General features: G+C 54.3%; 21 protein-coding genes. 14 read left to right on the top strand and 7 right to left on the bottom strand.

The window, feature by feature from the left end; translation table 11 throughout:
• Window positions 1–4: 4 nt before the first annotated feature.
• A complete protein-coding gene (locus tag EFA69_RS15260) occupies window positions 5–481 on the bottom strand; it encodes a SixA phosphatase family protein (RefSeq protein ID WP_148041379.1) in 477 nt (158 codons plus the stop codon).
• A 151-nt stretch (window positions 482–632) separates the two neighbouring features.
• On the opposite strand from EFA69_RS15260, the gene topA reads away from it, so the two are divergent.
• Both topA and EFA69_RS15250 read left to right on the top strand, forming a co-directional pair.
• Window positions 633–3,083: a type I DNA topoisomerase gene (topA, locus tag EFA69_RS15255; protein WP_123133954.1), complete on the top strand. Its 2,451-nt coding sequence runs from the start codon at window positions 633–635 to the stop codon at window positions 3,081–3,083.
• A gap of 123 nt (window positions 3,084–3,206) precedes the next feature.
• Window positions 3,207–3,896 (top strand): SIR2 family NAD-dependent protein deacylase, encoded by a 690-nt coding sequence (locus tag EFA69_RS15250; protein ID WP_123133953.1) that lies wholly within the window; start codon window positions 3,207–3,209, stop codon window positions 3,894–3,896.
• Window positions 3,897–3,944: 48 nt separating this feature from the next.
• On the opposite strand, the gene menC is transcribed toward EFA69_RS15250, so the two are convergent.
• Window positions 3,945–5,021, bottom strand: a complete 1,077-nt coding sequence (gene menC / locus EFA69_RS15245; protein WP_123133952.1) for an o-succinylbenzoate synthase — start codon at window positions 5,019–5,021, stop codon at window positions 3,945–3,947.
• Window positions 5,022–5,098: 77 nt separating this feature from the next.
• On the opposite strand from menC, the gene egtB reads away from it, so the two are divergent.
• The 5 genes from egtB to EFA69_RS15220 all read left to right on the top strand — a co-directional run bounded on the left by egtB (window position 5,099) and on the right by EFA69_RS15220 (window position 10,700).
• Window positions 5,099–6,382: an ergothioneine biosynthesis protein EgtB gene (gene egtB, locus EFA69_RS15240; RefSeq protein WP_123133951.1), complete on the top strand. Its 1,284-nt coding sequence runs from the start codon at window positions 5,099–5,101 to the stop codon at window positions 6,380–6,382.
• 15 nt (window positions 6,383–6,397) lie between these two features.
• A complete protein-coding gene (gene egtD / locus EFA69_RS15235) occupies window positions 6,398–7,405 on the top strand; it encodes an L-histidine N(alpha)-methyltransferase (RefSeq protein ID WP_123133950.1) in 1,008 nt (335 codons plus the stop codon).
• A 98-nt stretch (window positions 7,406–7,503) separates the two neighbouring features.
• A complete protein-coding gene (locus tag EFA69_RS15230) occupies window positions 7,504–8,604 on the top strand; it encodes a pyridoxal phosphate-dependent aminotransferase (protein ID WP_123133949.1) in 1,101 nt (366 codons plus the stop codon).
• Window positions 8,605–8,754: 150 nt separating this feature from the next.
• The gene (locus tag EFA69_RS15225; protein WP_317125635.1) at window positions 8,755–10,089 is read left to right on the top strand and encodes an MATE family efflux transporter; all 1,335 of its coding nucleotides are present in this window, start codon (window positions 8,755–8,757) and stop codon (window positions 10,087–10,089) included.
• Window positions 10,090–10,151: 62 nt separating this feature from the next.
• Window positions 10,152–10,700: a DUF922 domain-containing protein gene (locus EFA69_RS15220; RefSeq protein ID WP_123133948.1), complete on the top strand. Its 549-nt coding sequence runs from the start codon at window positions 10,152–10,154 to the stop codon at window positions 10,698–10,700.
• 153 nt (window positions 10,701–10,853) lie between these two features.
• Here the strand turns inward: EFA69_RS15220 and EFA69_RS15215 are convergent, their stop codons facing one another.
• Window positions 10,854–12,389 (bottom strand): FAD-dependent oxidoreductase, encoded by a 1,536-nt coding sequence (locus EFA69_RS15215; RefSeq protein WP_123133947.1) that lies wholly within the window; start codon window positions 12,387–12,389, stop codon window positions 10,854–10,856.
• 144 nt (window positions 12,390–12,533) lie between these two features.
• On the opposite strand from EFA69_RS15215, the gene EFA69_RS15210 reads away from it, so the two are divergent.
• The gene (locus tag EFA69_RS15210; RefSeq protein WP_123133946.1) at window positions 12,534–12,872 is read left to right on the top strand and encodes a tRNA-binding protein; all 339 of its coding nucleotides are present in this window, start codon (window positions 12,534–12,536) and stop codon (window positions 12,870–12,872) included.
• Between the two features lie 14 nt (window positions 12,873–12,886).
• On the opposite strand, the gene EFA69_RS15205 is transcribed toward EFA69_RS15210, so the two are convergent.
• Entirely contained in the window at window positions 12,887–13,282 is a 396-nt protein-coding gene (locus EFA69_RS15205) for a DUF4296 domain-containing protein (RefSeq protein WP_148041378.1), read from the bottom strand.
• Window positions 13,283–13,336: 54 nt separating this feature from the next.
• Here EFA69_RS15205 and EFA69_RS15200 point away from each other — a divergent pair, with 54 nt between their 5' ends.
• The 5 genes from EFA69_RS15200 (at window position 13,337) to EFA69_RS15180 (ending at window position 17,411) form a co-directional block, all read left to right on the top strand.
• Window positions 13,337–14,218: a DUF58 domain-containing protein gene (locus tag EFA69_RS15200; RefSeq protein WP_123133944.1), complete on the top strand. Its 882-nt coding sequence runs from the start codon at window positions 13,337–13,339 to the stop codon at window positions 14,216–14,218.
• A 112-nt stretch (window positions 14,219–14,330) separates the two neighbouring features.
• Complete coding sequence (locus tag EFA69_RS15195) at window positions 14,331–15,263, top strand: hypothetical protein (protein WP_183906811.1); 933 nt, start codon at window positions 14,331–14,333, stop codon at window positions 15,261–15,263.
• Window positions 15,244–16,293 (top strand): VWA domain-containing protein, encoded by a 1,050-nt coding sequence (locus tag EFA69_RS15190; RefSeq protein ID WP_123133942.1) that lies wholly within the window; start codon window positions 15,244–15,246, stop codon window positions 16,291–16,293. The genes EFA69_RS15195 and EFA69_RS15190 overlap by 20 nt, the downstream gene beginning before the upstream one ends.
• Complete coding sequence (locus tag EFA69_RS15185; RefSeq protein WP_317125640.1) at window positions 16,293–16,976, top strand: YggS family pyridoxal phosphate-dependent enzyme; 684 nt, start codon at window positions 16,293–16,295, stop codon at window positions 16,974–16,976. Before EFA69_RS15190 ends, EFA69_RS15185 begins: the two co-directional genes overlap by 1 nt.
• A 51-nt stretch (window positions 16,977–17,027) precedes the next feature.
• Entirely contained in the window at window positions 17,028–17,411 is a 384-nt protein-coding gene (locus EFA69_RS15180) for a DUF423 domain-containing protein (RefSeq protein ID WP_123133940.1), read from the top strand.
• A gap of 96 nt (window positions 17,412–17,507) precedes the next feature.
• Here EFA69_RS15180 and EFA69_RS15175 read toward each other — a convergent pair whose 3' ends face one another.
• Genes EFA69_RS15175 through EFA69_RS15165 form a run of 3 tightly spaced genes read right to left on the bottom strand, consistent with a single transcriptional unit; the run spans window position 17,508 to window position 19,890 of the window.
• Window positions 17,508–17,957: a DUF1573 domain-containing protein gene (locus tag EFA69_RS15175; protein WP_245964597.1), complete on the bottom strand. Its 450-nt coding sequence runs from the start codon at window positions 17,955–17,957 to the stop codon at window positions 17,508–17,510.
• 46 nt (window positions 17,958–18,003) lie between these two features.
• Entirely contained in the window at window positions 18,004–19,434 is a 1,431-nt protein-coding gene (locus EFA69_RS15170) for an ATP-dependent DNA helicase (RefSeq protein WP_123133939.1), read from the bottom strand.
• Between the two features lie 21 nt (window positions 19,435–19,455).
• Window positions 19,456–19,890, bottom strand: coding sequence for a PaaI family thioesterase (locus EFA69_RS15165; protein ID WP_123134864.1), 435 nt, complete (start codon window positions 19,888–19,890; stop codon window positions 19,456–19,458).
• A 37-nt stretch (window positions 19,891–19,927) separates the two neighbouring features.
• Here EFA69_RS15165 and EFA69_RS15160 point away from each other — a divergent pair, with 37 nt between their 5' ends.
• Window positions 19,928–20,413, top strand: a complete 486-nt coding sequence (locus tag EFA69_RS15160; protein ID WP_123133938.1) for an NUDIX domain-containing protein — start codon at window positions 19,928–19,930, stop codon at window positions 20,411–20,413.
• The last annotated feature ends 382 nt before the right edge of the window (window positions 20,414–20,795 follow it).

The raw sequence follows: 20,795 nt of genomic DNA, 5'->3' as shown, positions 1-20,795 counted from the left end.
ACCGCTACTTCTGGTATAGAAAATGAAGTTTGCAGGTACCCGCCCGCAGGTTTTCCCAAGAGTAGCCCATGAACTGCAGGTGCGCGATGGTAGCAGGGTTGAAAGATACTTCCTCATGGGCTAACGCCGATGCGAAAAAGGAAATGGTAGGGTTATGCCCCAGCAACAGCAGCGTGTCTACGCTATCGTCCACGCCGTGCAGCAGCTCCAGAAGTTCCGCCTCGGCACCATAATAGATGGAGCGTTCCAGTTGCACGGGTACCTTTTGGTTTATCTGCTCTAACATGCTGTCCAAAGTCATGCGGGTGCGCACCGCAGAGCTGCAAAGCACCAGCTCAGGCACCAACGACTGGCTTTTCAACCACAGGCCTGCCTCGCCGGCCTTGCGTTGGCCAAAAAGGGTAATCTCACGTTCAAAGTCTGTCTGTCCAAAAGTTTTCTCCGCCGCTGTGGCGTGCCGCATCAATAAAAGATTCTTCATGCTTAAGTATACTAAAAAAAACCTTTTTACCACCCTAAGGTATATTCTTTTACCCCATTGAAGCAACGTGTATAAAGATAGTGGTTGGATTCTCTCAGAAAATTACTACATCTTTGAATAAAATTTGGGCAAAGCCCCCCCCTATTCCTGTATGATAAAAAACTTAGTAATTGTGGAGTCGCCGGCTAAGGCAAAGACCATTGAAGGGTACCTGGGCAAAGATTTCATTGTGAAATCAAGCTTCGGGCACGTGCGCGATCTCCCCAAAGACAACAATGCCATAGACATCAAGAACGGCTTTAAGCCCACCTATGTGGTGAGCCCAGATAAGCGGGAGGTGATCTCACAACTGAAAAAATTAGCCAAGGAAGCCGAAGTGGTTTGGTTGGCATCGGATGAGGACCGCGAGGGGGAAGCCATTTCCTGGCACTTGTCTGAGACCCTGAACCTGAATGAGGCCAAAACCCGCCGCATCGTGTTCCGGGAAATCACCAAGAACGCCATCCTGAACGCCATTGAGAATCCGCGCAGCATTGACACCAATTTAGTCAATGCGCAACAGGCCCGCCGCGTGCTGGACCGCCTGGTGGGGTTTGAGCTGTCGCCGGTGCTCTGGAAGAAGATTAAGACCGGTCTGTCTGCCGGACGCGTGCAGTCTGTGGCCGTGCGGGTGGTTGTGGAGCGTGAACGCGAGATTGAGCGGCATAAAGCGGTGTCTACCTATAAAGTGGTGGCTCAGTTTGACGCCGGCGGCAAACGCATGGAGGCCGAACTGAACACCCGTTTCAAAACCCAGGCCGAGGCCGAAGACTTTCTGCAGCGCTGCATTGGTGCCGCTTACGCCATTGAAAGCCTGGAGAAGAAGCCCACCAAACGCAGCCCGGCCCCGCCCTTCACCACCTCAACCCTACAGCAGGAAGCCAGCCGCAAACTGTCTTTCTCGGTGGCGCAGACCATGACCGTGGCCCAGCGTCTGTACGAGGCCGGTAAGATCTCCTACATGCGTACCGACTCCGTGAACCTCTCCCAAGAGGCCATGACAGCCGCCGCCGCCGAGATTGCCCGGTCTTTCGGTGACAACTACGTAAAGACGCGTAACTATAAGACTAAATCCAAGCAGGCGCAGGAAGCACACGAATCCATCAGGCCCACCGATTTTTCGGCGGTACAAGTAAGCGCGGACCGCAACGAGCAGCGCCTGTATGACCTGATCCGGAAAAGAGCCATCGCTTCCCAAATGGCCGATGCCGAGATTGAGAAAACCACCGCTACCATCAACATCAGCGGCCAACCCGAGAAATTGGTGGCCACCGGTGAAGTGATCCGGTTTGAAGGCTTCCTGAAAGTCTACACCGAGTCTACAGATGACGAGGAAATCGCCGATGACGACGTGAAAGGAATGCTGCCCCCGCTACAGGAAGGCCAGACCCTGAACCTGCAGCGCCTGCAGGCCACCGAGCGCTTCAGCAGACCTGCCCCACGCTACACAGAAGCCAGTTTGGTGAAGAAACTGGAGGAAATGGGTATTGGCCGTCCGTCTACCTATGCGCCTACCATCTCCACTATCCAGAAACGCGGCTACGTGGAAAAAGACAATAGAGAAGGCAAGGAAAGAGCCTATAATGTCCTAACCCTGGAGAACGGCCAGATCGCGACCCAAAAGAAAACGGAGATGGCCGGGGCCGAGAAAGCCAAACTTTTCCCCACCGACATCGCCATGGTGGTGACCGATTTTCTGGTGGCTCACTTTGAAAGTGTGATTGACTATTCCTTCACCGCCCGGGTAGAGGAAGAATTTGATGAGATAGCCGCCGGTAAAAAGCAGTGGGACAAGATGCTGGATAAGTTCTACTCAAGCTTCCATCAAACCATTGAAACCAGTGCCAATGTAGAGCGCTCCTCCGTAAGCGGCGCGCGGGAACTGGGTGTAGACCCTATCTCAGGCCAGAAAGTGATTGCTAAATTGGGTCGTTTCGGGCCGTATGTGCAGTTGGGCGAAGAGGTAGAAGGGACCGATGCCAAACCCGCCTACGCCAGCCTGCGCAAAGGTCAGTTCCTGGAGTCTATCACCCTGGAGCAAGCCTTGGAATTATTCAAATTACCTCGGGTAGTGGGTGAGTACGAAGGCAAGGACATGAAGGCCGCCATCGGGCGGTTTGGTCCGTACATCCAGCACAACAGCAAGTTCTACTCGCTCCCGAAACACCTGGACCCGCTGCTGGTAACGGAGGCCGAAGCCGTGGAGCTGATTGAAGCCAAACGCAAAGCCGATGCCGAGAAACTGATCAAGTCCTTCCCCGAAAACCCAGAGGTGACGGTGTTGAACGGACGCTTCGGGCCTTACATTGTGGTGGGCAAGAAGAACGTGAAAATCCCGAAAGGCCAGGAGCCTTCTGAACTGACGCTGGAGCAGTGCCTGGAACTAGCCGAGCAAACACCGGACAAACCAGCCCGGGGCGGGTTCAAGAAAAAAGCAGCCCCGGCAGATGCTCCGGCCGCTAAGAAAGCCCCGGCCAAAAAGGCAGCCGCCAAGAAAGAAACCGGAACCAAAAAAGCGGCTACAGCTAAGAAAACAACGGCCACCAAAAAGAAGGCCAGCTAAACCGCTCCTTCTCCTCTACTTCTGCGCTCCGTTTAGGGGCTGTTTTTGGAAAAACAGCCCCTAAACGGAGCGCAGCATTTACGGGCAACCCTACGTAAGCAGCATCAGAAACAATTGGCAGCTATGAAACAGAAAATAGTCGTATTGACCGGTGCCGGCATTAGCGCCGAAAGCGGACTGGCCACGTTTAGGGACGCCAACGGCCTTTGGGAAGGGCATGATGTGATGGAGGTGGCTTCGCCGGAAGGCTGGCGCAAAAACCCTGCCCTGGTGCTGGAGTTCTACAACCAGCGCCGTAAAAGCGCCCAAGGGGTAGAACCCAACGCAGCCCACAAAGCGCTGATGGAACTGGAGCAGAAGTTTGACGTGCGCATCATCACCCAGAACGTAGACAACCTGCACGAGCGGGCCGGCTCCTCGCACATTCTGCACCTGCACGGTAAACTGTTTGAGAGCCGTAGCACCCAGGATGAGAATTTGGTTTATCCCATGGAAGGCTGGGAACTGAAACTGGGCGACCTCTGCGAGAAAGGCTCACAATTGCGGCCCAACATTGTCTGGTTCGGGGAAGCGGTTCCGCTTATTGAGCAGGCCGCCGAGGAAACCATGACCGCCGATTATCTGCTGGTGATTGGCACCTCTTTACAGGTGTACCCCGCGGCCGGGCTGCTCTCCTACGCGCCCCATGACACGCCCATCTACCTCATTGACCCCAACACTCCAGCCCTGACCCATCACCGCAACCTCACCATCATACAGGAGAAAGCCACCGTAGGCGTTCCGGCGCTGGTACGGCAACTGCTGGCCACGTAAAGTGCGTTTAGGGGCTCTTTTTCGAAAAACAGCCCCTAAACGCACTAATTAGTTTGGTAACTCCCAGGTCTCTTGCGGGTTGTACCAAAGCTCTTCGCCCCGTATCTCCAGCGGCGAATTCAGGTTGTTGTGGTACAGCTGGCCGGTTCCCAAGCCCTGGGGAAGCGGATTTCCTGAATCGGCGGCAAACTGAGCGATGGCGTTTAGCCCAATGTTTGATTCCAGCGCCGAAGTGAGCCACCAGTCAATCCCCAACGATTCGGCCACCTGAATCCAATCGCGGCTACTGATCAATCCACCCACCAGCGTAGGCTTGATGATGATATAGGCGGGCCTGATCTTATCCAGCAGCATCCACTTGGCTTCTTTGCCCGTCACTCCTATTAATTCCTCATCTAGGGCGATGGGAATGGGTGAAACGCCGCACAGCGTCTGCATGGCCTCTAACTGACCTGCTTTGATGGGTTGCTCCAACGAATGGATATGGAATTTGGCCAGGTGACGGAGCTTTTCCTCGGCATCCTGCACTGAGAATGCCCCGTTAGCGTCTAGGCGCAACTCCAGCGCCTCTGGCCCCGCCACGCTCCTTATCTCCTTCAGGATTTTGAGTTCCTGGGTAAAATCCAGACCGCCAATCTTGAGTTTGATGCACGTAAAGCCCTGCTCCAGTTTCTTTTCAATCTGCTCCCGCATGAAGGCCAGATCTCCCATCCAGATGAGGCCGTTGATCCTGATGCCTTTCTGCCCGCTGGAGAACGCAGAAGGGTACAGGGAACGTTTGCCGCCCCGCATCAAATCCACCAGCGCGGTTTCCCAGGCAAATTGCAGGGAAGGCCAGCTTTGGTAGTTTCGCCAGAAGCATTCCCACTCCTCCTGCTGGTGCCGCTGAAGTTGTAGCGCGTTGAATTCCGCGCAGATACGCTGTATCTGCTCCTTGTAATCAGTAGTAAATTCAGGACTTAGGCCGGGCAAAGGCGAAGCTTCCCCCCAACCACAGACGGCGGGTTTTAGAGTGTCATTTAACCGCAGGAAATGTGCCTGGTGTGTTTGCATGGCGCCGCGCGAGGTGCGGGCGTCAAACTTGAACATCAGTTCCCGGTGGTATGGAGTCAAAACAAGGGCCATAGAATGCGCGCTAGAGGGTTTGAAGGTACAACCTTTCCTCTTAAATCAAGTTTAGAAGGTATAAATACGTAAAACACATGCTTTCTGCCACTCCAGACCGCAAAACCTCTCTGCTTTCCCGTTACCAGCATATCCGGCACCAGACCGAGAAGCTTTGCGCCCCCCTTACCCCCGAAGACACTGTCATGCAGCCTATGGTAGACGTGAGTCCGCCCAAGTGGCACCTGGGGCACACCACCTGGTTCTTTGAAACCTTCCTGCTTTTGCCCCATTTGCCGGGCTACAGCGTCTTTCACCCGCAGTACGCGTTCCTCTTCAACTCCTACTACAACAGCATGGGCAGCCGCGTGGCCCGGTCTGAACGGGGAACACTTTCCCGTCCGCCGCTGGAAGACATTCTGGCGTACCGCCGCCACGTAGACGCCCACATGGAAGAAGCCTTGCAACGGGACGAACTGCTGGCGAACCCCACCGTGGCTGCTATTCTGGAACTGGGCCTGCAACACGAACAACAGCACCAGGAACTTCTGCTCACCGACATTAAGTACATCCTGAGCTGTAATCCGCTGCTGCCCGCGTACCTGCCGGAAGCGCCTTCCGTTTCGGGGCAGATTTCAGAAAAAGAGCCCCTAAACGAGTGGCTGCACGTACCGGCCGGTCTTTACACCATTGGGCACCAGGGCAGCGGCTTCTGCTTTGACAATGAACAGCAGCCGCACCAGGTCTACCTGGCCCAGTTTGAAGCCTGCCAAAGAACCGTGACCAACGCCGAATATCTGGCCTTCATGGAGGCGGGCGGTTACGCTAACTTCACGTATTGGCTGGAGGAAGGCTGGCAACTGGCCCAGCAGCAGCAATGGCAGGCTCCCCTGTATTGGGTAAAGCAAGACGGCTCTTGGTGGCACTTCACGCTGCACGGCCTCCAGCCTGTAGACCCGCAGGCTCCGGTCACGCATATCAGTTTCTATGAAGCGCAGGCCTATGCCAATTGGTCTGGGCACCGGTTGCTCACGGAGTTTGAGTGGGAGGCGCTGGCCCAGCGGCACGCCAATTCCTTAGAGCAAGGTAATTTTCTGGAAAGCGAGCAGTACCAATCAGTGCCGGCCAACGGTGGATCGGCGGCCGCGCAGTTGCTGGGCAACACCTGGGAATGGACCTACAGCGGGTATTTTCCGTATCCAGGGTTTGAGACAGCGCCGGGCGCCATTGGCGAGTACAACGGTAAATTCATGGTGAACCAGATGGTACTGCGGGGCGGCTCCTGCGCCACTCCCCAAAGCCACATCAGGCCCACCTACCGTAATTTCTTCCACCCAGACAAGCGCTGGCAGTTCACCGGCATCAGGCTGGCGAAAAGATAACGCAAGCAAGATTCTATGACCCAACCTACTACGAACAAGTCACTGGTAAACCTATTGCCCCAGCTCGTATCCACCGACAATGGGTTGGCGCAGGATGTAAGGCAAGGCTTGAGCCAAAACCCCAAAAAGCTCTCATCCAGATTCTTTTATGACGCCAAAGGGAGCCAGCTGTTTCAGCAGATCATGGAGTTGCCCGAGTATTACCTCACCAAACTGGAGCACCAGATTCTCTCGCGGCAGCGCAAGGAAATCCTGTACGCCATAGACACCGCCACGCCCTTCCAACTGGTGGATCTGGGAGCCGGCGATGCGTACAAGACCAAGCTTCTGCTCTCAGAACTGGTGGCCTCTAAGGTAGATTTCTCCTACGTGCCGCTGGACATTTCCGAAGACCAGCTCAACCTGCTGCTGGAGGACTTGCACCACCGCTGGCCCCAGCTCCCGGTTACGGCGCTGGCCGCCGAGTACTTCCAGGGGCTGGCCTGGCTGAACCAGGAGAAACCCCAGCGCAAGGTGGTCCTGTTTCTGGGCTCCAACATCGGGAACTTCCATTTGCAGGAGGCCCAGGAATTTCTGTGTACCCTCAGAAAGAGCCTGAATCCCCACGACTCCCTGCTGCTGGGCCTGGACCTGAGAAAGGACCCCGAAAAAATGCGACGCGCTTACGCCGATGCCGCCGGGGTCACCTCGGCCTTCAACCTCAACCTCCTGCACCGCATCAACAAAGAACTGCACGCCGATTTTGACCTGGACCAGTTTCAGCACTTCGCGGAGTACGACCCGCTGGAGGGCACCATGCGCAGTTTCCTCATCAGCCGGAAAGCCCAGCAGGTGCACATTGGCGCGCTGAATGAAACCTTTGAGTTTGAAGCCTGGGAAGCCATCCATACCGAGAACTCCTATAAATTTTCACTCCGGCAGGTGGAGGAAATGGCGCAGGCCTGCGGCTACCGCGTGCAGGATGTGTACACAGATGCCAGCCACGGCTTCGCCGATGTTCTGCTGCGGCCGGTGGAGTCTTGAACCTGGTTTTGGCCTGTTTTCAGAAAAAGAGCCGCTAAACGCATCACCCAACCCGTACAGGATTACTATCTTGGGTAGAGGAAACGAACTTCAAGAACATGAATCTAGACATTATACCGCTGCACCTGGGCCTTAGTCACTTCCACACCCCGTCTGTAGCCATAGAGGCCATGCAGGAGGCGGTGGCCCAGCACCAGACCTTCTACGGGCCCAACGAAGGCTTGCCGGAACTGCGGTATGCCCTGGCGCAGCGGTACCTGGAAGATGACGGCGTTCCTATTCCCGCTGAGCAAATTTTGATCACGCACGGCACCAAACACGCCCTGCACCTGTACCTGCACAGCCTGCTGCAGCCCGGCGACGAGGTGGTGGCCCCGGCCCCCTATTGGTTCGCATTTCCGGAACTTGTTCGGCAGAGCGGTGGGAAGCTGGTTCCAGTGCCGGCCAACCCCGAGGAAGAATACCGTCTGAACGTGGAAGAGCTGCGGAGCAGAATTACTCCGGCCACTAAATTGCTCCTGCTCACCAACCCCGGCAACCCTACCGGAAAGGTATATTCATGGGCGGAATTACAGCAAGTGGCTGCCCTGCTGGAGGAGTTTCCCAACCTTCACCTACTCTCAGATGAGATCTATGACGGCCTGGGATACAAAGGCCCGCTCCCCTCCTTTTTACGATTTGAAAGTCTGCGCGATAGGGTAGCTGTAGTGAATGGTTTCTCTAAGTCTTTCGCCATGTCTGGCTGGCGGATTGGCTACCTCATTGCACCCTTCCCCATTCTGGAAAAAGCGGTAGAGCTGCAACAGAAATGGATCTCTGGGGTGTCACCGTTTCTGCAGGCGGGAGCCGTAGAAGCCATCCGCCAGCGGCACCGCATTTGGCAGCAGTTCAGAACAGAGCTGGAAGCCAAGCGCGAGCGGGTAACCACGGTTCTCCAAAAGATGCCCAAGCTCCAGTTCACGGTGCCAGACGCGGGCTATTACGTGACGTTGCAAGTAGACCGTTGCCTGCGGCCACAAGACCCTGCCTCACCGTTTCAGCTGGTGGAAGAATGGGCCGCCGCGCTCAAAGACCAGGTGGGGCTGGAAGTACTTCCCGCCACCAACATGGGCATGCCCGGCGCCGTCCGGATGTCGTTCGCGCTGCCAGATGACGTGCTGGAGAACGCTCTCCTTCGGCTTCAAGCATTTGTCTCATGATCATTTCCTTTGCGTTTAGGGGCTGTTTTTGAAAAAACAGCCCCTAAACGCAAAGGAGTGCGCAACACTGTACTACCGGGGCAGACATTTGTCCGTACTTGATTAGGGAAAATAGCCGTAGCTTTGCGGCCTCCTAAAATTTTCAAGCCTGTGATTTTCTCCGCCCTTTACCGCGAACATTATAAAAACACCTTCTGGCTGGCCTATCCGGTGGTCCTGAGTCAACTGGGGCACATTCTTGTGAGCGTGGCAGACAGCGTCATGGCCGGCCGTATTGGAACCCTGCAATTGGCTGCGGCTTCCCTGGGCAACAGCATCTTCACCATAACGCTGGTGTTTGGGTTGGGCATCTCGTTCAGCATCACGCCGCTGGTGGCCCGGGCCGATGGCCGCAAAAACCACACGCGCATTGCCCTGGTCCTGCTCAACGGGCTTTTCCTGAACACCATCATGGGAGTTCTGCTGTTTCTGGCGTTCTGGGGGCTTTCGCCGCTCATCGCCTACCTGAACCAGCCCGAGGAGGTGGTGCGCCTGGCTATTCCGTACGTGAACATCCTGTTTCTGTCTATGGTGCCGCTCATGGTGTTTCAGGCGTTCAAGCAGTTTGCCGAAGGACTTTCGCTTACCAAGCAATCTATGTACATCTCCATCTTCGCGAATGTGCTTAACGTGGGGCTGAACTACGTGCTCATCTACGGGAAATTGGGAATGCCCGCTTTGGGACTTAACGGCGCCGCCTGGGCCACGCTTATCTCCAGGGTCATTATGGCCATCATGATGGGGATGTTTGTGTTCATGGCCCCACGTTTTGCCCGTTACCGCCATTACTTGCGTTTTCAGAGCATCTCCTGGACCCACATCGTCCGTATGCTCAAAATCGGGTTCCCTATCTCGCTGCAGATGATCTTTGAGATGGGAGCCTTCAGTTTCTCGGCGGTCATGATTGGTTGGGTGGGCGCCATGGAACTGGCGGCGCACCAGATCGCGCTCAACATAGCTTCCGTTACCTACATGATGGCCAGCGGTATTTCGGCGGCGGCCACCATACGGGTGGGCAAACTACGCGGCTCCGGCGATCTGGAAGGCACTAAAACGGCCGGCTACAGTAGCCTCATCATGGGTGTTGTATTCATGGCCACCAGCGCCACGCTCATCATCCTGTGCAAAGACCTGATTCCACACCTCTACGTGAAAGACGAGATGGTGCATGCCCTGGCGGCCCAGCTGCTGATCATTGCGGCTGTTTTCCAGCTGTCTGACGGGGTGCAGGTGGTGGGTCTGGGCGCTTTGCGTGGGCTGGAAGACGTGAAAGTACCCAGCATGATTTCCTTGTTCTCCTATTGGCTCATTGCCTTGCCGGTAGGGTACGCATTGGGTTTTTGGCTGGACATGGGCGCCATAGGCATCTGGCTGGGCTTGTTCACCGGATTAACCATAGCGGCGGTGCTGCTATTTTTTAGATTCCGCTCGTTTAGCCCCAGATAATATTGTAACTTAGGTGACGTTAGGAAACTACTTTCAGGAACAATTGCGTTACGGAAGCAGCTATGTCATTTTCATTTTTACCCCTCTGGATAAGCGCGCTGTTGATTGCCCCTTTTCTGGAAAACAAACCTAAACCGACAACCCTCTCCGCCGAAATTCCCTGGACGGTGCAAAAGCGCCTCACCTGGGATGATTTTGGCGGCACGCCTGCACCCGACAACCAGCACCATGCCCTTACCTCCACCAACATGGAGATGAAGGTGAAGTGCGAGAACAATAAACTCAAGTTCAAGGTAGAAGCGGTTTTCAACCCCAAGGAATCCTGGAGCCGGAACAAGTCCTCTGTGATGTTGCTGGCCCATGAGCAGCTACACTTTGACTTAACTGAACTGCACGCCCGTATGCTGCGGAAACGTCTGGCGGAGTTACCCAACGCCTGCAACCGCGGCGCCGCCGATCTGAACAAATACGCCTCTGAGGCCTTCAACAACTGGCATAAGGAACAGGATCTCTATGACGCCCAAAGCCGCCACGGCCTGGACAAAGAACAGCAGCTGGAATGGATAGCTTCTGTGGAAGTAAGGCTCAAGCAACTGGAGGCGTACAAATAATTACAGCGGCTGCATCACTTCAACTAAAACTGAACACACCGCACACTTTTAGTTGATTCTTAGCACTATATCATTAAAAAGCACGAGGCCGTTTAGGGGCTGTTTTTAGAAAAACAGCCCCTAAACGGCCTCGTGCATCTATCACTAGTTCTGCTACAATTTCTCCAGGTCTTTAAGGGCGGGGCCAGCCACTACTTTGCCGTAGGGGTCAAAGCGGGAACCGTGGCAGGGACAATCCCAGGAGTTCTCCAGATTGTTCCAGTGTACTACGCAGCCTAAATGGGTGCAGACTGCAGAGCATTCATGGCGTATGCCCTGGGCATCACAGTACACGGCTACCTTGCCAACTCCTTTCTGTACAATGGCTCCTGTACCGGGGGCAATCTCCTCCTCTTTCTCGGCGGGTTTTACCCAGTCCAGGTATTGACCGGCTACATTCAGATTTTCCTTCAGGAACTCTTTAGCGGAGTCTGCGGAGAGCGTAATGCGGCCCGGGTCATAGAGTTTCTCCCAAGGGTTCACCCTACCGCAGATTAAATCTGTAATGAGTATACCGGCAATGGTACCATGGGTCATGCCGTGGCCCGAGTCGCCGGTGGCGATGTAGACATTCTTTTCATCGCCGGGGTTACGGCCTATGAATCCCATGTAGTCCACGGGTTCCATCACCTGTCCAGACCAGCGGAACACCATTTCCTGCACCATAGGGTATTTCTTCCGGGTCCATTCTTCCAGACAATCAAAACGTTCATGTTCATCGCCGTTGCTCTGGCCGGTTTTATGGTCTTCGCCGCCTACAATCAGTATCTCAGAATCAAGGTTCTCTTCGCCGGCAATAGAACCCAGACGTACGTAATGGTAAGGATCAGAATCATCCCAGTAGAGAGCGGTGGGGATACTTCCTTTGGGAATGCGGGCCCCTATCACGTATGTTCTATAAGGCGCCTGTTTGGTGTGCATGGTTACCTGGTCGTTAACTGGGGTATTGGTACATACCACCAGATGGTTGGCCGTGACCGCGAAACCAGATTCAGTGACCACCCGGTGCACCGCCCCCGTGTCAAACTCTTTCACGCGGCTGTTGGTATAAATCTCGCCGCCGTGGTCTAAAATGTACCGGCTTAACACCGACAGGTATTTCACGGGGTGGAACTGGGCCTGATTGGGGAAGAGCAGGCAGGGTCCGCTGCTTAGGGTAGGGATTGGACACTCTTTCAGTTTCACCACATCAGTGATTCCCAGTTCCTGACACGCCGCCAACTCCTGGTCCAGCTGGCCTTCTGTATCCGTTGCGCCTAAAAACAGGTAACCCGGCAGCCATTCAAAATCGCACTGAATCTTCTCGTCCCGCACAATCTGCTCAATTCTTTGGATGGCCTCGCGGTGGCTTTGGTAAGCCAGCAAGGCCTGCGGCTTCCCGAATACCTTGATCAGTTGGGAATAGCGGTCGTCCAAGGCCCAGGAAAGGTGGGCCGTGGTGCGGCTGGTTTCACCGCCGCAGATTTCACCGGCTTCCAGCACCACTACTTTCTTGCCTTCCTTGGCCAGCAGATACGCGGTGGTAAGACCAGAGATACCGGCGCCTACTACGCAGACATCGGTTGTGATATTGGTTTGCAGAGGCTGAGTAATAGGCATTTCTACGCCCGGCTGCCACACAGACAGAGTTGTACCCGTATTGTTTTTCATAGCTTGGAGAGGTATAGCACAAGGCAGTACCCACACAGGCACCGCCTTTTTGGGTACGCACACCTGCCCCAGAGGTTTCTACGGAGTCTCCTCCGTATTTGTCCTTTCAAAAGCCGTAGCTTATCTTTCCCGCAAAAAAGACAAATGGAAAATACAATTACCTGGCAACAGTTTACGGCCGTCGATCTACGGGTGGGCACCATTGTACAGGCAGAGCCATTCCCCGAAGCCCGCAAACCCGCTTATAAACTATGGATTGATTTAGGAGAACTGGGCATAAAAAAATCAAGCGCACAGATAACAAAACGATATACGGTTGAATCCCTGCTTGGGCAACAAGTGATCTGTGTGACCAATTTCCCACCTAAGCAGGTTGGCCCCTTAATGTCTGAGGTGCTGGTAACCGGTTTTGAAGACGAAGACGGTAATATTGTGCTATCCCAGCCCCAGGCAAAGGTGCCCAACGGGAAAAGGCTAATCTAGCCATTCCGCCTGGCTTACTCCACTGCGGCGGTATCTACTGTGAGAGTTCTGGCTCCTTTGGAACCTTGAGAAGTGAGTTTGGCTTCCCGCAGGCTTAAGCTGTCTAGTACCACCTCATAGATTTTATCCATTTGGTCTGGGTGGGCCAAATAGTAGTCATAACTGTGCTTGAACGCACTATCTGAGATGGCGTGACGTTTTAAGATTTGTTTGTGCGCCTGCTTGTACGCGGCCCGCGAAGTGTCATAATGGTGGATGGTGCGGCCGATTACGGCTTCCTGCAAATGAATGTCTACCAAGATGTTGGCCATCTTCTCCCCCGCAATCAGGTCTGCGGGTTTCGCTTTATCCTCTGCGCAGGAAAACAGGATGGAAAGGGGCAGCAAAAGAAGGCACAAACGTTTTTTCACGCGGTTGTTTGTAAGTTTTGGTAATTTTAGACGCTGCACAAACCTTTAGCAGGTATGAATGACTTGGTCAGGAAGCTACGAAAGTACGAGATACAGATAAGAAAGGCAATTGATGCCCAAATGCAGGGCGACTTCAAATCTGTGTTCAAAAGCTCTGGCCTGGAGTTTGACGATGTGCGCGCCTACCAGTACGGCGATGACGTACGGGCCATAGACTGGAACGTGACCGCCAAAGGCCACGGCACGTTTGTGAAGACGTACCGCGAGGAGAAAGAGCAGAACGTGTTCCTGCTGTTGGACGTGAGCGGTTCGCATGCCTTGGGTGCTCCGGGTGCCCAAAAGATGGATATTGGCAAAGAGATTGGCGGTATTCTGGCACTGTCAGCGTTGAAGCAGGGCAGCCAGCTGGGCATGATCTGCTTTTCTGACGGCAAAGAGCGCTACCTCAAACCCGGCAAAGGCAATGAGCACGCCTACAGCCTCATTAAAACCCTGGCACAACTTCAGCCCCAGTCCTTGAAGACCAATATTGGGGCAGGCATCAAGCTTTGCCTTAACGTGGTCAAGCGCAAGAGCATCATCATCCTCATTTCAGACTTCATAGACCTCAACTATGAGCGGGAACTGGTGATGCTGGCCAAGAAACATGACCTCATTGTGCTGCAGCTCATGGACAAGCGGGAGATTGATTTCCCTAGACTGGGTATTGTGCCGCTGCTGGACAAAGAGACCGGCAAAACCATCTGGATCAATACGTCTTCCAAGGATTTCCGGCAGAAGTACCTGTTGCCTTACGCCCAGAACCAGGAGCGGCTCAGTAAAATCTGCCGCCAGTACCAGGCAGACTTTTTGCCTATTTACGTGGAGCAGGATTATGTGCCGCAGTTGGTTAACCTGTTCAGGGCCAGGAACAAGATATTCAAGCGCAGCGCCTGAGTTTGCGTTTATGAGCTCTTTTTCTAAAAACAGCCCCTAAACGCAAACCTGAGGTAGCTACGTTCACAACATGCACTGCCGCTGCAACGGTGGTCAATAACCCAATTTGAATTTGTCTTCAACCCATAAACTAAGCGTTTGGCTCATGCTCTGGCTTCTGCCCTTCCTGGCGGGGGCGCAGCAGATTCCGCCTGTGCAGGTGGAAGGATTTTTCCTGAAAGACTCTGTGGAGCTTGGCCAATCTGTGAAATACGTGCTGTTGTCCCGGCACTCCCCTACCGCGGAGGTGGTGTTCCCAGATACCGCCGTACAATTCTCAAGCTTTGAGTTGGTACGAAAGGAGTTTTACCCTACCCGCACCAGCAAAGGCATCAGCACAGACAGCACCATTTACACCCTGCGCACCTTCCAGCTGCAACCCGTGCAGACTTTGCAGCTTTCGGCGCAGCTGTTTTATAACGGAGACACCTTGCAGCTGCAAACCCAACCCGACTCTGTGTACTTGATCCAGCACGTGGTTGCCATACCCGAGGACGAATTGCCCCTACGGGCCACTACCAAGCTATTACCCGTGGCCGAGCAGTTCAACTACCTCTACTGGGGAATGGGCGCCATCGCCGCTGCCATTCTGGTTGGCGGTATCTGGGTGCTGTTCGGGCAATCCATTAACACCCGGTACAAACTGTATGTGCTCCAGAAAGACCAAGCTCAATTCCAGTACCGCTTCCAGATCTCTAAGGAGCGCTTCCGAAGACTTAAAACGCTGGATCACTTGGAGCGGGCTACTACTCTCTGGAAGAACTACTTAACCCGACTGGAAGACACCGAGATCAATTCCTTCACCACCAAGGAAATCACCACTTACTATGAAGAAGATGAACGGGTAAGTAACTCCCTCAAGGTGTGTGACCGGGCCATCTACGGCAACATTATCTCTGATGATGAAACCGAAGTAACCGACTCCCTCAGCCAGCTAGCCGACTTTGCGGCCTACAGATACATTCTAATTAGAGACTCCCTGCGCAATGTGGCAAGCCCCCGCTGATTTTTCCTGGCTCAACCTAAGCTGGTTCTCCTGGCGCACCTGGCAATCTTTTGACTGGGCCAACCCAGGTTTTCTGTACGCGCTGCTAGGCGTGCCGCTGCTGTTCCTGCTGCGCTGGCTTCTGCACGTGCGCCTGCGCAAGAAACTGGACGTGGCTCTTTTTGAGGGCAACGCCACCTGGCACTGGACCAGCGTTTTACGCTACGTGCCAGACATTGTGTTTGGGCTATTCCTGATGTTAGTGCTGGTGGCGCTGGCCCGGCCCCAGAAAACAGATGAAACCGTGGAGCTCTCCTCTGAGGGCATAGACATTGTTCTGGTCATGGACGTGTCTGGCTCCATGGAACTCACTGATTTTAAACCCAACCGCCTGGAGGCCGCCAAAGAGGTGGCGCTGCAATTTGTGAATGGCCGGGTGCAGGACCGCATTGGCTTGGTGGTGTTTGCCGGCCACGCCTACTCCCTCACCCCGCTCACCACTGATTATGAGCTGGTGCGGGAAAGCATCAAAAGCATTAGGCTGAACATGATCTCTGAGGACGGTACCGCCATTGGCAGCGCCCTGGCCGTGGCCATTAACCGCCTGCGCGAGTCCAAAGCCAAATCCAAAGTCTGCATCCTGATCAGCGACGGGGAAAATACCGCCGGTAGTCTGGCCCCGGAACTGGCGGCACAACTGGCCCATGCTTTCCAGCTCAAGCTGTACACCATTGGCATTGGGCAGGAAGGCACCGTACAGATGCCCACTGACTCGGCGGGTAAAACGGTGACCGTACAAACGGGCCTGGAAGAGAAAACGCTTCGGCAGCTGGCTTCTCTCTCTGAGGGGCAATTTTTCCGGGCGCAGGACGCATCTGCCTTGCAGGAAATCTTCCAGCGCATCAACGGCCTGGAGAAAACCGAGATAAAAGAAACCCGCTACCGCGACACCCGTGACTATTACCAGATATATTTGCGCTGGGCAATTGTCCTGCTGTTGCTGTGGCTCTTGCTCAAAAACACCTTTTTCACCAACGCGCTAGAAGATTGATGATGTCTATAGAGGAAAATATTCAGGATTTCCGGCAACGGCTGCAGGGTACCAACTGCCAGCTTATTGCCGTTTCCAAAACCCACCCGGTGGAGCTGATTCAGGAAGCCTATGATGCCGGCCAGCGGGCCTTCGGGGAGAACAAAGCCCAGGAAATGATGCTCAAACAGCCCCAGTTGCCGGCAGATGTGGAGTGGCACATGATTGGGCACTTGCAGACGAATAAGGTAAAGTACATCGCTCCGTTCGTGCACCTGATCCAGTCAGTGGACAGTTTGCGTTTAGCGCAGGAAATTGACAAACAAGGCCAAAAACACAGCCGCGTCATCAACTGCCTGCTGCAATTCTACATAGCCGATGAAGAAACCAAATTCGGGCTGGATCTGGAAGAAGCAAGGCAGCTGCTCCGCTCAGACGCATTCCGGCAGATGCAAAACATGCGCATCTGCGGCGTGATGGGCGTGGCCACTAACACCCAGGACGAAGTGCACCTGCAAAAGGAATTCTCCCGCCTGCGGCACATTTTTGAAGCCTTAAAACAGGAATTCTTCTCAGAAGCGCCGTATTTCAAGGAGATTTCCATGGGCATGAGCTCAGATTACGGGTTGGCCATCGCCGAGGGCAGCACCATGATCAGAGTGGGCAGCGCCATCTTCGGCTACCGGAACTACCAGCAACAGTAGCTGCTCCAGACAGCCCCTTTATTTCCATTCAAAGTAAAAAATAGACACAACATGAGCGTTAAGACAATTCTGATTTTAGGTGCCCTGCTGAGTGGGTTGGGCGTGATGATAGGTGCTTTTGGGGCGCATGGCCTGGCCAAGATGCTGACGGAAAGCGGTAGAACCGATACCTTTGAGACGGCCGTGAAATACCAGATGTACCACGCCTTGGGCTTGCTGCTGGTGGGTATTCTCATGACGCAGTTCCCCGGTGCCACCGGTATGCGAATCTCGGGCCTCTGCTTCCTTATTGGCATCCTCATCTTCTCCGGCTCCTTGTACATCCTCTGCCTCACCGGCATCAAGTGGATGGGAGCCATCACGCCAGTGGGCGGTCTGTTCCTGATTGGCGGCTGGCTGAACCTGGTGTGGGCGCTGGCGAAGAACCTTCCATAAGCTATCTATCCCATCCATCAAGAACCCAAAACGCCTCTCCTGCGCAAAGCAAGAGAGGCGTTTTGGCGTAAATTCTGGAAAAAGAGCCGCTAAACGCTACTGCGCCGCCGCAATGTTAGTGGCAATAATCACTTGAGTAGAACCTTGCACCGCGTTAGACTCTACGGTAATGACTTTGTTCTGCTTGCCTCTTTTGCCGGCACTGTTGAAGCGGGCGGTAATGGAAGCAGTTGCGCCGGGCATGACGGGTGCTTTGGGGTAATCTGTGGCCGTACAGCCGCAGGTGGTGCGCACGTTGGAGATGATCAGGGGCTGAGTACCATTGTTGGTAAACTGAAACGTATGCTCCACCACATCACCGGGCTTGATATCCCCGAAGTCAAACTTCTGCTCCGCGAATTGAATGGAAGGTCCGGCTACGGGCGGCGCCACGGCCTCTACCGGAGCTACCTGTCCGGCTGAATCCTGAGCCACCGCAGTGGTCTGGCCCATGGCCGAAGCGGCTCCGAAAAACAGAAACAAACCTCCAAATACTATTTTCTTCATCTTTTGATGGGTTAACTCTACCGCTAAGCTATAAAATACTTTTCAATTACCCTTCTTCTACCCGCTCCGGGGCGTTCTCCAGCAGTTTCTCGTTGAAGTTCACCAGGAACAGCTGCTCAGAGGCCCGGGTGGCGGCGGTGTACAGCCAACGTGCGAATTCCTGCGTCACCAGGTCTTCCTTCAGGAAGCCGTGGTCCACGAATACCGCCTGCCACTGCCCGCCCTGGGCTTTGTGGCACGTGAGGGCGTAGGCGAATTTCACCTGCAAAGCGTTCAGGTACTTGTCTTGCCGCATCTCCTGCGCCCGTTGCCGCTTGTTAGTGATGTGCTGGTAATCCAGGAGCACCTGTTGGTAGAGCTCTTTATTCTTGTCAGTGGGCAAGGCGGGGGCCTCTGAGTAGAGCGTGTCCAGCATGATCTTGGTGTCCAGTTCTTCCTCGTTGGGGTAATCTACAAACCTGATGCGCACATCCGCGAAGCGCAAGCCGTACATTTCCTCATAGCGGATGATCTTGGTGATCTCCACGAAGTCGCCGTTGGCCATGAACCCGATGCTGGAGTCTTTGGGCAGCCAGGTGTAGTTGTTGCGCACAATCATGAGGTAATCTCCTACCCCTATCTCATCTTCAGAAAAGAAAATCTGCCGCCTGATGTGCTGGTTGTACAGATTAGCGGTTTTGTTGGATCTACAGATAACGGTGGTGTTGTCAATCCCGAACTTGTCATAGGCGTAGCGCAGGCCGTCTTCCAGCTTATCGCCGCGCATGGAGAAGATATCGCGGTAGCCGCGGGTTTTAAAGGCCAGCTCAGGTGCTTCTTTCAGCAGTTCGTTGCGCAGACGGGTGGCATTCATGAGAATACCAGATTCTTCGGCTTGCCGCATGACCTGCCGCATCTCCATCTCGTGCACGTGGCAGTTGAAATTGCTCTGCAGATACGCCGCATTCAGAGACGGACTAATGGTCTGGTTCACGGGCGGCAGCTGCGCGGTGTCGCCAATGAGCAGCAGCTTGTTGCTGGGTTTCTCAAACACATAGCCCAGCAAATCCTGGAGCAGGCCATTATCGCCGAAGGCTTTGTCATCTGAGATCATGGAGGCCTCGTCCACAATGTAGAGAACCTGCTCGCTCTTGTTGGGCTGCCGCGCAAACGCCAGTCCGTCTGAATACGGGTTGGCGGTCTGCTTGTAGATTTTCTTATGGATGGTTGAGGCCGGCTTCTCTGAATAGGTAGACATGACTTTGGCCGCCCGGCCCGTGGGCGCCAGCAGCACATATTTGTACCCAAACTTGTTCAGGATTTTCACCAGCGCGCTCACCACCGTGGTTTTACCGGTACCGGCGTAGCCTTTGAGCAGGAACACCTCCTTGAGGCCCGTGCGGCGCATGATGAACTGGTCCAGCTTCTGGAAAAGCTGGGCCTGGTCCTGGGTGGGTTCAAACGGGAAGTTCTTGCGGAGCGCTTCTGCTGGGGTCATATCAGTTCTGGGATTGGCGGCTTAAGGGGCTAAGGTAGCCATGGTAGCCGAGGCTTTGGCAATGAGTTTTCTCTCGCCCTGCCCATCTATACTAAAAATTTCGGCCTCACAAAAGTTCAACTTTCTGCCCTGTTTCAGGACCCAGCCTCTGGCGAAAAGGGCGGTGCCCACGCCGGGGTTCAGGAAGGAAATCTTCAAATCGGCGGTGACCACGTGCTGGTCGGCGGGCACCAGGGTGACCACGGCAAAACCCATCACAATATCGGCCAGGGTGGCAATAACGCCGCCGTGGGCGAAGCCTTTGTTCTGTTTATGCTTCTCTTCCAGCGTTAATTGCCCCTCTACCAGCCCAATTTCTACGGTTTCTATTTCAAAACCCAGCAAATGCATGTAAAATTGCCGCTGAAGTTTTTCTTTCACCGTATCTTTAAATTCTGGGTTGTACGTTTTTAGCATGAACAAAAGTACACCCTCCGGTCCTTAGCCACAACCTATGGAGAACATTCATCCGTTTGCAGAATCCTATTCCAACAAAACCAGAACCCGAGTCTGCGGTTTGTTGGTGCAGGAAGACAAGTTATTGCTGGCCCGCCACAAAGCGGCGTTTGGGGATGGTTACTTCTGGGTGCCGCCGGGCGGGGGCCTTGACTACGGCGAAAAGGTGAAGGATTGCCTGCGGCGCGAGTTTCTGGAGGAGACCGGGCTGGAGGTGGAGGTAGGTCGGTTCCTTTACCTGAATGAGTTTCTGCGTCCGCCGCTGCACGCCATTGAGCTTTTCTTTGAGGTGAAACTGGTGCGCGGCAACCTGGCCCTGGGCACTGACCCCGAACTGGCTCCCCACGCCCAATTGCTGGAGGAGGTCCAGTTCCTCAGCATCAGGGATTTGTACCAGCTGAAACGGGAAGAACTCCATCCTATTTTGCATGCGCTGGTGAATCTGGATGATTTGTATATTCCAAGGCAGCAGTTTTTAGATTAACTGCGCGTATGCGTTTAGCGCCTGTTTTTGGAAAAAGAGCCCCTAAACGCAAAGTCTGTTTCTTTTTTGTCTGCTGAAGGATTGCCCGCTGCGTTCCACATTTACTAAAGAGTTTATTCCAAGATAACTGCTTCTCGCGTGCAGAGTCCCCCTTTGAAGGGGGTAGGGGGATGTTTACACCTGTCGGTCTCTATTCTGCTGAACTGTCGGCAAGGGCAACTACCTTTCACTCCCGTTCCTGCCGAACCTCCTGCTCCTTTCGCCGTTGTTGGTGTTCTCACCGACAACCAGGACTGCCGCTCCGGTTAGCTATCCGTCTTTGCTCTTTACGCCTTTTCTTACCAAGCCTCTTGGCGGCTGATGCGCTCTGCCTGCGTTTGTC

It is taken from the genome of Rufibacter immobilis (assembly GCF_003721565.1).
In the GTDB taxonomy this organism is placed as follows: Bacteria; Bacteroidota; Bacteroidia; order Cytophagales; family Hymenobacteraceae; genus Nibribacter; species Nibribacter immobilis.
The sequence above is the reverse complement of the archived record's forward strand: the minus strand, read 5'-3'. Positions and strand labels throughout refer to the sequence as shown.

Bases quoted from the DNA above. Each gene is read 5' to 3' on its own strand.
- EFA69_RS15260 (WP_148041379.1), bottom strand. From the start codon at position 481: ATGAAGAATCTTTTATTGATGCGGCACGCCACAGCGGCGGAGAAAACT.
- topA (WP_123133954.1), top strand. From the start codon at position 633: ATGATAAAAAACTTAGTAATTGTGGAGTCGCCGGCTAAGGCAAAGACC.
- EFA69_RS15250 (WP_123133953.1), top strand. From the start codon at position 3,207: ATGAAACAGAAAATAGTCGTATTGACCGGTGCCGGCATTAGCGCCGAA.
- menC (WP_123133952.1), bottom strand. From the start codon at position 5,021: ATGGCCCTTGTTTTGACTCCATACCACCGGGAACTGATGTTCAAGTTT.
- egtB (WP_123133951.1), top strand. From the start codon at position 5,099: ATGCTTTCTGCCACTCCAGACCGCAAAACCTCTCTGCTTTCCCGTTAC.
- egtD (WP_123133950.1), top strand. From the start codon at position 6,398: ATGACCCAACCTACTACGAACAAGTCACTGGTAAACCTATTGCCCCAG.
- EFA69_RS15230 (WP_123133949.1), top strand. From the start codon at position 7,504: ATGAATCTAGACATTATACCGCTGCACCTGGGCCTTAGTCACTTCCAC.
- EFA69_RS15220 (WP_123133948.1), top strand. From the start codon at position 10,152: ATGTCATTTTCATTTTTACCCCTCTGGATAAGCGCGCTGTTGATTGCC.
- EFA69_RS15215 (WP_123133947.1), bottom strand. From the start codon at position 12,389: ATGAAAAACAATACGGGTACAACTCTGTCTGTGTGGCAGCCGGGCGTA.
- EFA69_RS15210 (WP_123133946.1), top strand. From the start codon at position 12,534: ATGGAAAATACAATTACCTGGCAACAGTTTACGGCCGTCGATCTACGG.
- EFA69_RS15200 (WP_123133944.1), top strand. From the start codon at position 13,337: ATGAATGACTTGGTCAGGAAGCTACGAAAGTACGAGATACAGATAAGA.
- EFA69_RS15190 (WP_123133942.1), top strand. From the start codon at position 15,244: ATGTGGCAAGCCCCCGCTGATTTTTCCTGGCTCAACCTAAGCTGGTTC.
- EFA69_RS15185 (WP_317125640.1), top strand. From the start codon at position 16,293: ATGATGTCTATAGAGGAAAATATTCAGGATTTCCGGCAACGGCTGCAG.
- EFA69_RS15180 (WP_123133940.1), top strand. From the start codon at position 17,028: ATGAGCGTTAAGACAATTCTGATTTTAGGTGCCCTGCTGAGTGGGTTG.
- EFA69_RS15175 (WP_245964597.1), bottom strand. From the start codon at position 17,957: ATGAAGAAAATAGTATTTGGAGGTTTGTTTCTGTTTTTCGGAGCCGCT.
- EFA69_RS15170 (WP_123133939.1), bottom strand. From the start codon at position 19,434: ATGACCCCAGCAGAAGCGCTCCGCAAGAACTTCCCGTTTGAACCCACC.
- EFA69_RS15165 (WP_123134864.1), bottom strand. From the start codon at position 19,890: ATGCTAAAAACGTACAACCCAGAATTTAAAGATACGGTGAAAGAAAAA.
- EFA69_RS15160 (WP_123133938.1), top strand. From the start codon at position 19,928: ATGGAGAACATTCATCCGTTTGCAGAATCCTATTCCAACAAAACCAGA.